The sequence below is a fragment of the Burkholderia sp. genome, assembly GCF_018375725.1.
Lineage (GTDB): Bacteria > Pseudomonadota > Gammaproteobacteria > Burkholderiales > Burkholderiaceae > Burkholderia.
On sequence record NZ_JAHACR010000174.1, the window covers coordinates 1 to 8,836 of the forward strand.

Below are 8,836 nucleotides of genomic sequence, written 5' to 3' on the forward strand. Positions count from 1 at the left end.
GCACGGTCGATCTGATACGGTGACGCACCGTCTTCCATCATCGCGTCGGCCGCTGCGCGGTAGACCGCCAGAATCCGGTTGCCGATGAAGCCGTCGCAGACACCCGCGCGCACCGGCGTCTTCTTCAGCCGCTTCGCCAGCTCGAACGCGGTCGCGACGACGTCCGCACTCGCCTGCGCCGGCACGACAATTTCGAGCAGCTTCATGATGTTGGCCGGCGAGAAAAAGTGCAGGCCGATCACGTCGGACGGACGGTCGATGCTGGCGGCGATCCGGTCGATGTCGAGATACGACGTGTTGGTCGCCAGCACCGCGCCCGGCTTGCATACGCGTGCGAGCTCGGCGAACACGGCCTGTTTGACCGCCATGTCCTCGAACACCGCCTCGATCACGACGTCGGCCTGCGCAAGCGCGTCGTACGACGTGCTGCCCTTGAAGCGCGCCATCCGCGCCGCGTGCGCGGCCGGCGTCATCCGGCCCTTCGCGACGAGGCCTTCGTAGACCTTCTCGACGTGTGCACGGCCGCGCGCGAGCGATGCCTCGTCGCGTTCGATCATCGTCACCGGCAGCCCGGCATCGAGCACCGCGACCGCGATCCCGGCGCCCATCGTGCCGCCGCCGACGACGCCGATCCGCTCGACCGGACGCGCCTTCGCACGGCGCATCTCCGGCGCCTTCGCCGCCTCTCGCTCCGCGAAGAACGCATGCACGAGGCCCGCGCGCTGCGGACTGTCGAGGCATTGCAGGAAAAGTGCGCGCTCGCGCTTCATGCCCGCGTCGAACGGCAGCGTGAGCGCGGCCTCGACCGCATCCACGATCCTGGCCGGCGAGAACAGCCCGCGCGCCTTCTTCGGCAATTCGGCCCGCGCCGCGTCGATCGCCGCCTGCGCGGCCTGCCGATCCGCGAGCCCCTGTGCGTCGCGCGTGCGGCGCACCGGCGCGCCGATCGACAGCAGTTCCTGCACATACGCGAGACCTTCGGCGAGCGTGTCGTCGCTGTGCGCGACGCGATCGACGAGACCGAGCGCGAGCGCTTCCTCCGCACTCACATGACGGCCGGAAAGCATCAGGTCGAGCGCGGCCTGCGCGCCGATCAGGCGCGGCGTGCGCTGCGTGCCGCCCGCGCCGGGCAGCAGGCCGAGCTGCACTTCGGGCAAGCCGAGCTTCGCGCCGGGCACCGCAAGCCGGTAATGCGCGGCAAGCGCGATTTCGAGGCCGCCGCCGAGCGTCGCGCCGTGGAGTGCGACGACCACCGGCTTCGTGCCCGACTCGATCCGCTCGCAGACGTCGGGCAGCGACGGCGGCACCGGCGGCTTGCCGAATTCGCGGATATCCGCGCCCGCGATGAAATTTCGGCCTGCGCCGACGATCAGCACCGCATGGATCGCGGCGTCGGCCTGTGCGGCGTCGAGTGCATCGACGAGACCTTGGCGCACGTCCGCGGACAACGCATTGACGGGCGGATGGTCGATGGTGATGACGAGCACCTTGTCACGCCGTTCGTGCGTAACCGTGCCGGATTCTGGGGGACGTGGCTGATCCATCGGGTTTCCTGTCTATCGCGGTCGACCGGACCGGGTGCTTCTGCACTGAGTGCGATCCCACGCAAAGCGGTGATGACGTATCCGGCATGGCGCCGGGTTTTACTCGATTCTCGATTGATCGAGATTCATTGACAATTCCCGTCAGCCTTTACAGGCTGTCAAGTCAGATTTGACATTGAAACCATGCGGCCCGTTGAACCGGCCGGCGAAGGAGACTCCCGCGATGGACCTGAATGCGCTCACGCTGCTCGTCGAGATCCTCGACGCCGGCAATCTGAGCAAGGCCGCGCAGCGGCTGAAGATGAGCCGCGCGAACGTCAGCTACCGGCTGAACCAGCTCGAACGCTCGATCGGCCAGCAGCTGGTGCGGCGCACCACGCGGCGCATCGAGCCGACCGAGATCGGCCTGCGGCTGTACGAGCACGGACGGCGCATCCGCAACGAGCTGCTGGCCGCGCAGGAATCGGTGACGACGCTCGGCCAGGAGCTGCAGGGCCGTGTGCGGCTGTCGGTGCCGAGCGGCTACGGGCAGCTCGTGATGTCGGAATGGCTGATCGCGTTCAAGCGGCTGTATCCGGGCATCGTGCTCGACGTGGTGTTCGAAAACCGCGTCGAGGACCTGATGCGCGACGAAGTCGATATTGCGATCCGCGTGATGTCCGAGCCGCCGCAGAACCTCGTCGCGCGCGACATGGGTGCGGTGCGCTATGTTGCGTGCGCGTCGCCCGCGTTCGCTGCCGCGCACGGGATGCCGGCCGGTCTGGAAGCGCTGTCTGCCGCGCCCCTGATCACCGCGACGGTGATGGGCCGGCAGTTGCGGATCGCCGCCTATCTCGGCGACGAGCGTCACGAGGTGCTGCTCGAGCCGACGCTGATCTCCGAGAACTTCCTGTTCCTGCGGCAGGCGATCCTCGCGGGGCTCGGCGTCGGCATCGTGCCGGACTACGTGGTCCACGCCGATGTGCTGCGCGGCGCGGTCGTCACGTCGCTCGACGCCTACCGGCTCAGCATCTTCGGCACGCACATGTACATGCTTTACATGCCGAACCGGCATCACACGCGCGCCACGGCGACTTTCATAGAGTTCATCCTCGAACAGGCCGGAAAGGCCGGCCGTGGCGGGCCGGGCAGCGCACGTCAGGGTTTCCTGTCGGATGACAACGCGCCGGACGCGCGGCGACAATAGCGCGCGACTGGCCGTCGCCGACCGCTTCCCTTCGCATTCAGCCTGCCGAGGATTCCATGTTCGACCGGATTCGTCCGTGCCCGCGTCCGTGGGCCCTGCTCGCCGCCATCGCGCTCGTCGCGTTCAATGCTGCCTGTACGTCCGCACCGCCCGCCGCCGGCGCGGATGCCGCCCGCGCGGACGCCGCCGCTCCCGCCGCGGCGTCGAATCCGGCGACTTCGGAGCATGCGGCCGCACATGCGCCCGAGCTGTCGTCGGGCTGGATCGACAAGCCGGGCTGGACCGCGCAGCGCTACATGATCGCCGCCGCGAATCCGCTCGCCGCGCAGGCCGGCTACGAGATGCTCAAGGCGGGCGGCACCGCGATCGACGCGGCGATCGCGACGCAGATGGTGCTGACGCTCGTCGAGCCCCAATCGTCCGGGATCGGCGGCGGCGCGTTCATGCTGTACTTCGACGGCAAGACGACGCAAGCGTACGACGGCCGCGAGACCGCCCCCGCCGCCGCGACCGACCGGCTTTTCTACGGCCCCGGCGGCAAGCCGATGAGCTTCTACGAAGGCGTCGTCGGCGGGCGCTCGGTCGGCACGCCGGGCGTGCTGCGGATGCTCGAGATCGCACACCGCGCACACGGCAGGCTGCCGTGGCGCCGGTTGTTCCAGCCGGCGATCCGGCTCGCCGAGCACGGCTTCACGATCAGTCCGCGGCTCGCGACGCTGCTCGCCAGGGACGCATACCTGATGAAGGATCCGGCCGCGCGCGCGTACTTCTACAACAAGGACGGCACGCCGCAACGCGCCGGCACGGTGCTGAAGAACCCGCCGCTCGCGACCGCGCTGCGCCAGATCGCCGACCACGGCGCGAATGCCTTCTACACCGGCGCGATCGCGCGCGACATCGTCACGAAAGTGAGAAAACAGACGGTCAATCCGGGCCTGCTGTCGCTGCAGGATCTCGCCCGCTACAAGGCGAAGGTGCGCGAGCCGCTGTGCACGGACTACCGCCGCTCGACGGTCTGCGGCATGCCGCCGCCGTCATCGGGCGGCCTTGCGATCGCGCAGATGCTCGGCATCTTCGCGTCGATGCCGGACTGGCAGCAGATCGGCGCGCAAAAGCCCGTGCACAGCGAAATCGGCTTCGAGCCGACACCGTTCGCCGCGCACGCGTTCAGCGAGGCCGGCCGCCTGGTCTATGCGGACCGTGCGCGCTACGTCGCCGATCCGGATTTCGTCCCGCTGCCGGGCGGCAGCTGGGCCAGCCTCACCGACAAGGCCTATCTCGCGCAGCGCGCGCGGCTGATCCACGACGACAGCATGGGCCCCGCGCAGGCCGGCATGCCGCAGGGCGCGATGCTCGCAATGGCCGACGACCGCAGCCCCGAGCTGCCGTCGACATCCGACATCGCGATCATCGACCGCTACGGCCAGGCCGTGTCGATGACGACCAGCATCGAGGATGCATTCGGCTCGCGGCTGATGGTGCGCGGCTTCATGCTGAACAACACGCTGACCGACTTTTCGTTCGTCTCGAACGAGAACGGCAGGCCGGTCGCGAACCGCGTGCAGCCCGGCAAGCGGCCGCGCTCGTCGATGTCGCCCGAGTTCGTCTTCGACAAGCGCACGCGGCAGTTGACGACGATCGTCGGCTCGGCCGGCGGCCCGGCGATCATCAATCACGTCGCGAAGGCGCTGATCGGCGTGACCGACTGGGGGATGACGATGCAGCAGGCGATCGCGCTGCCGAACTTCGGTTCGATGAACGGGCCGACGCAGCTCGAGAAAGGCCGCGTGTCGGAGGCGCTCGTGAACGGACTGACAGCGCGCGGACACGACGTGCAGGTCGTCGACATGAATTCCGGATTGCACGGCATCCAGCGGCTGAACGTCGAGGGACGGACGATCTGGTTCGGCGGCGCCGACCCACGGCGCGAGGGCATCGCGATGGGGGATTGAGCGGCCGCTGCGGGCACGGCGCCCGGCCGACGGCTGATCGGGCGGGCGCCGTGCCTTGTTTCGCTCAGCCTTTGCCCTTCCACGGCACGATACGCCGCTCGACCCGGCGCATCGCAAGATCGAACAGCCACGCGATCGCACCGATGATCAGGATGCCCATCACGACGATGTCGGTACGCAGGAAGCTCGACGCATTGAGCACCATCTGCCCGAGCCCCGCCGTCGCGGCGACCATCTCGGCGGCGACGAGCGTCGTCCAGCCGAAGCCGATCGCGATCCGCAGGCCGGTCAGGATTTCCGGCAGCGCGGCCGGCAGCACGACATGCCGGACGATCTGCGCGAAGCTGCCGCCGAGCGAATACGCGGCATTGATCTGCTCGACCGTCGCGGCGCGCACGCCCGCGCGCGCCGCCATGGCGACCGGCGCGAAACAGGCCAGAAAGATCACGGCGAGCTTCGCGGTCTCGTCGATGCCGAACCAGATCACGACGAGCGGCAGATACGCGAGCGGCGGCAGCGGCCGGTAGAACTCGAGCAGCGGATCGAGCATGCCGCGCGCGATGCGGCTCACACCCATCAGGATCCCGGCCGGCACGCCGAGCGCCGTCGCCAGCAGGAATGCGCCGAACACGCGCACGGCGCTCCACATCAGATGCTCGGACAGCGGCAGGCCACCCTGGATGCGGCCATGCCACGCATCGACGAACGCGGCCCACACCGATTCCGGCGTGGGAAGAAAAAGCGGCGGCAGCCATTGACGGTGCGTCGCGACCCACCACAGCACGGCAAGCGCCGCGATCGTCGCCGCGCTGAGCCCCGCCGTCCTGCCCTGCCCGGGCAACCGGTAACGGCGGCTGCCGCGTACCGGCCGCGCGCCGGCCGGACGGTTCGACACCGTATCGCCGCCTGGCGCGAAGGAAGTCGCCGCGCGATCGGCTGCCAACGAATCCTGCAGACTCATGCCACCTCCCCGATCGCCTCGTCGCGATGCAGATACGCAATCAGCCGCTCCCGCCAGGCGATGAAATCGGGCGACGACTTCACTGCACGGGCGTCGCGCGACGCGACGTAGCGACGCGCGAACGGCAGGTCGAACGTCTCCGCGATGCGCCCCGGCCCGGGCGTCATCACGACGAGCCGCGTCGCGAGAAACAGCGCCTCCTCGACGTCGTGCGTGATGAAGAACACGGTCTTGCCGGTGCGCGCCCAGACGTCGAGCACGAGCGCCTGCATCGCGCTGCGCGTCATCGAATCGAGTGCACCCATCGGTTCGTCCATCAGCAGCACACGCGGATCGCTCGCGAGCGCCCGCGCGATGCCGACGCGCTGCTGCATCCCGCCCGACAACTCGTAGACCCGCGCATGCGCGTGGCGCTCCAGCCCGACGAGAGCGAGCATCCCGAGCGCATGCTGCATGCGCTCGGCCTTCGGTACGCGCGCGAAGCGCAGGCCAAGCGCAACGTTGTCGAGCACGTCGAGCCACGGCAGCAGTGCGTATTTCTGGAACACGACGCCGCGATCCGCGCCGGGGCCGGTCACACGTACGCCATCGACCCGGACCTCGCCCGTCGTCGGCGCGACGAAACCGGCCATGCAGTTCAGCAATGTCGTCTTGCCGCAACCGGACGCCCCGAGCGCGACGACGAACTCGCCGGCGTCGAGCCGCAGATCGACCTGCGCAAGCGCCTGTGTCGCCGGGCGCCCGCGCCCGCCCGGATACGCGACGGATACGTGACGGACTTCGAGGGTGCTCATCCTGGCCTCGCCTTCAAGCCGCCGCGCTCAGCGCGCCGCCTTCTGCACGAACTGCGGATCGACGCCGACCGAGTAATCGGTGAGCACCGTCTGGATCGTGCCTTGCGACTTCAGGAACGCGGCCGTTGCGGCAAGCGACTTCGCCGCGCCCGACTGTGCGCCGCCGGCGAGCCATGTCGGGGACGCCTGTTCGCTCAGCGTCGGAAACGCATAGAGCGCGAGGCTCGCCGGCACGTCCTGCGGATTCGCGCCGGACGCCTTCGCGACTGCCGCGACCTGCGGCGTGCCGGGCTTCCAGGCGGCGGCGTTCGCACGATAATCGGCGTCGGCGGCAGCCAGCACCTTGACGAAGCGCGTGACGAATTCCGGGTTATCGCGTGCGAACTTGCGGTTCACGACAAAGCCGTCGAACGTCGCCTTGCCGCTTTGCTTCGCGACCTGCCCGGACGTCGTCAGCACCGTGCCGGACTGCTTCACCTTCGCGAGCACCGGATCCCAGATATAGGTCGCGTCGATGTCGCCGCGCGTCCATGCAGCCGCCACCTCGGCCGGGCGCAGGTTGACGATCTTCACATCGTTCGGATTGACGCCCGCCGCCTGCAGCGCGACGAGCGTATGGAAATGCGAGGTCGAGACGAACGGCACGCCGATCTTCCTGCCTTTCAGCGCGGCCACGCTCGCGACGCCCGAGCCGTTGCGCGCGACGAGCGCTTCGGCGTCGTTGATGTTGTCGAGAATCCAGAACAGCGAGATGTCGAGCCCCTGCGACAGGCCCGCCGCGATCGGGCTCGAGCCTGCCTCGCCGAGCTGCACCGAGCCGGACGCGAGCGCGCGGATCACGTCCGCGCCGCTGTCGAGCTTGCGGAACGTCACCTTGTAGCCGGTCGCCTTCTCGACTTCGCCGCTCACCTGCGCATAGCGCCACGGCACGACCATGTCCTGATAGGCGATCACGACCTCGCGCGGTTCGGCGTGGGCGGCGCTCAGCGCGGCAAAGGCGGTCAGTGCGACGACGGCGCGGCGAATGAAGCTGAAACGGGACATGCGGCTCTCCTTCGGTTGCCTGGCGATGCGACAGGAGAGCCGACTATAGGAGTTTTACGCGCAGCGGAAGCGAACTTATCCTGCGAAGCAATCGACGCCGTTGCAGCTTTGCTTTCCACGCCGCATTGGATCGCGTGTCCGGCCGGGTGGCGATTGTCGCGCAGCAACATCGAAAAACAAAAGGCCCGCATCGCTGCGGGCCTTGTGTGCCGAGACGGGCTGGCGATCAGACCACGCCCGCCCCATGCGCCTGCAGATCGGCGTGATAGCTCGACCGCACCATCGCGCCAACCGCCGCGTGCGTGAAGCCCATCTTGTACGCCTCTTCCTCGTACATCCTGAACGTATCCGGATGCACGTACGCACGCACCGGCAGATGATGCTCGGACGGCTGCAGGTACTGCCCGATCGTCAGCATGTCGACGTCGTGCGCGCGCAGATCGCGCATCACCTGCAGGATTTCCTCCTCGGTCTCGCCGAGGCCGACCATCAGGCCGGATTTCGTCGCGACGTCCGGATGCTGCGCCTTGAAGTCCTTCAGGAGCTTCAGCGAGTGCGCGTAGTCCGAACCGGGGCGCGCTTCCTTGTACAGGCGCGGCACCGTTTCGAGGTTGTGGTTCATCACATCGGGCGGCGCCGCGTTGAGAATCGAGATCGCGCGATCGAGGCGGCCGCGGAAATCCGGCGTGAGGATCTCGATGCGCGTTTCCGGCGACTGCTCGCGCACTTCGCGGATGCACTCGACGAAGTGGGCCGCGCCGCCGTCGCGCAGGTCGTCGCGGTCGACGCTCGTGATCACCACGTACTTGAGCTTCAGCGCGGCGATCGTGCGCGCGAGGTTCTTCGGCTCATCCGCATCGAGCGGATCGGGGCGACCGTGGCCGACGTCGCAGAACGGGCAGCGGCGCGTGCACTTGTCGCCCATGATCATGAACGTCGCGGTACCCTTGCCGAAGCATTCGCCGATGTTCGGGCAGCTCGCTTCCTCGCACACGGTATGCAGGTTGTGCTCGCGCAGGATCGACTTGATCTCGTTGAAACGGGAGCTGCCGGTCGCCGCCTTCACGCGGATCCATTCCGGCTTCTTCAGCCGCTCGATCGGCACGACCTTGATCGGAATGCGCGCGGTCTTCGCCTGCGCCTTCTGCTTGGCGGTCGGATCGTAGGCGGTGCTCGACGAGGCCGGATCGGCCGGTGCGGGAGAAGCGGTAAGGTCAGTCATTCGAATGTTCCATTGCCTGCGGCTGTTCGGCGGCCGCCGGTTCGCCGTCGAGGTTGTTGCCCGGCGTCGCCTGCGTATGCGACAGCGTGCGCACCGGCCGGCCGCCCGCCGTCACCTCGACCTCCTCGAAACC

The 8,836-nt window shown here is 68.3% G+C and carries 7 protein-coding genes; 2 read left to right on the top strand and 5 right to left on the bottom strand.

Going from position 1 to position 8,836, the window contains the following annotated elements; translation table 11 throughout:
• A partial coding sequence (locus KH616_RS16810) for a 3-hydroxyacyl-CoA dehydrogenase NAD-binding domain-containing protein (RefSeq protein ID WP_292248375.1) occupies positions 1-1,544 on the bottom strand: 1,544 nt, incomplete at its 3' end.
• Positions 1,545-1,767: 223 nt separating this feature from the next.
• On the opposite strand from KH616_RS16810, the gene KH616_RS16815 reads away from it, so the two are divergent.
• Entirely contained in the window at positions 1,768-2,730 is a 963-nt protein-coding gene (locus tag KH616_RS16815) for a LysR family transcriptional regulator (RefSeq protein ID WP_292248378.1), read from the top strand.
• A 56-nt stretch (positions 2,731-2,786) separates the two neighbouring features.
• Positions 2,787-4,682 carry a gamma-glutamyltransferase gene (gene ggt / locus KH616_RS16820; RefSeq protein WP_292248380.1) on the top strand — a complete coding sequence of 632 codons (1,896 nt, stop codon included), beginning with the start codon at positions 2,787-2,789 and terminating at the stop codon, positions 4,680-4,682.
• A 64-nt stretch (positions 4,683-4,746) separates the two neighbouring features.
• On the opposite strand, the gene KH616_RS16825 is transcribed toward ggt, so the two are convergent.
• From KH616_RS16825 to lipA, 4 genes are all read right to left on the bottom strand, one after another.
• Positions 4,747-5,643, bottom strand: coding sequence for an ABC transporter permease subunit (locus tag KH616_RS16825; protein WP_292248383.1), 897 nt, complete (start codon positions 5,641-5,643; stop codon positions 4,747-4,749).
• Positions 5,640-6,437 (bottom strand): ABC transporter ATP-binding protein, encoded by a 798-nt coding sequence (locus tag KH616_RS16830; protein ID WP_292248386.1) that lies wholly within the window; start codon positions 6,435-6,437, stop codon positions 5,640-5,642. Before KH616_RS16830 ends, KH616_RS16825 begins: the two co-directional genes overlap by 4 nt.
• Before the next feature lie 27 nt (positions 6,438-6,464).
• Positions 6,465-7,481: a taurine ABC transporter substrate-binding protein gene (gene tauA / locus KH616_RS16835; protein ID WP_292248389.1), complete on the bottom strand. Its 1,017-nt coding sequence runs from the start codon at positions 7,479-7,481 to the stop codon at positions 6,465-6,467.
• A gap of 226 nt (positions 7,482-7,707) precedes the next feature.
• Positions 7,708-8,703 carry a lipoyl synthase gene (gene lipA / locus KH616_RS16840; protein WP_292248392.1) on the bottom strand — a complete coding sequence of 332 codons (996 nt, stop codon included), beginning with the start codon at positions 8,701-8,703 and terminating at the stop codon, positions 7,708-7,710.
• Positions 8,704-8,836 lie beyond the last annotated feature (133 nt).

What these genes read in the sequence shown, in the direction of transcription:
- KH616_RS16830 (WP_292248386.1), bottom strand. Translation starts at nt 6,437, where the DNA reads ATGAGCACCCTCGAAGTCCGTCACGTATCCGTCGCGTATCCGGGCGGG.
- lipA (WP_292248392.1), bottom strand. Translation starts at nt 8,703, where the DNA reads ATGACTGACCTTACCGCTTCTCCCGCACCGGCCGATCCGGCCTCGTCG.
- KH616_RS16815 (WP_292248378.1), top strand. Translation starts at nt 1,768, where the DNA reads ATGGACCTGAATGCGCTCACGCTGCTCGTCGAGATCCTCGACGCCGGC.
- tauA (WP_292248389.1), bottom strand. Translation starts at nt 7,481, where the DNA reads ATGTCCCGTTTCAGCTTCATTCGCCGCGCCGTCGTCGCACTGACCGCC.
- ggt (WP_292248380.1), top strand. Translation starts at nt 2,787, where the DNA reads ATGTTCGACCGGATTCGTCCGTGCCCGCGTCCGTGGGCCCTGCTCGCC.
- KH616_RS16825 (WP_292248383.1), bottom strand. Translation starts at nt 5,643, where the DNA reads ATGAGTCTGCAGGATTCGTTGGCAGCCGATCGCGCGGCGACTTCCTTC.